1 protein-coding gene is annotated in these 678 nt (G+C 46.5%); it reads left to right on the top strand.

From position 1 onward, the window contains the following. Positions 1-102: 102 nt before the first annotated feature. Positions 103-678, top strand: a 576-nt coding sequence (locus KIV40_RS26560; protein WP_285352173.1) for a rhodanese-related sulfurtransferase, incomplete at its 3' end; no start/stop codon positions are given.

The following is a 678-nucleotide window of genomic DNA, read 5'->3' as shown; positions in this document are numbered from 1 at the left end:
CCAACAAGCTTAGCTATGCTCTCGCCGAAAACTATTTATAAATCCCTCACTGACAAGTGAGATTGCTCTGGAATTACGCTCCAGCTCGCGAAAGGAAAAATCATGTCTCAATATGTTGTATGCGCACTCTACAAGTTTGTCGCACTGGATGATTATCAAGATATCCGCCAACCTCTTACTCAACTGCTTCTCGACAACCAAATCCGTGGCACCCTGCTGCTTGCCCAAGAAGGCATTAACGGCACAGTTGCGGGCTCGCGCGAGTCAATCGATGCGCTGCTTGCTTGGTTCAAGCTTGATGAACGTCTAGCAGATGTTGTCTATAAAGAGTCGTTTAACGAGCAACAGCCGTTCAACCGCACTAAAGTTAAGCTCAAGAAAGAGATCGTGACCATGGGTGTTGAGGGCATTGACCCTCGCCATGTTGTGGGCACATATGTGAAACCAAAAGACTGGAATGAACTGATCTCAGATCCTGATGTAGTACTGGTCGATACTCGTAACGACTACGAAGTCGATATCGGCACCTTCAAAAACGCAGTGAACCCAAACACAGAAACTTTCCGTGAGTTCCCACAATACGTTGAGGACAACTTAGATCCTGCTAAACACAAAAAGGTAGCGATGTTCTGTACGGGTGGTATTCGTTGTGAAAAGTCGACGGCTTACATGAAAGAG

Source organism: Vibrio sp. D173a (genome assembly GCF_030248475.1).
This window is presented reverse-complemented; position numbering and strand designations above follow the sequence as displayed.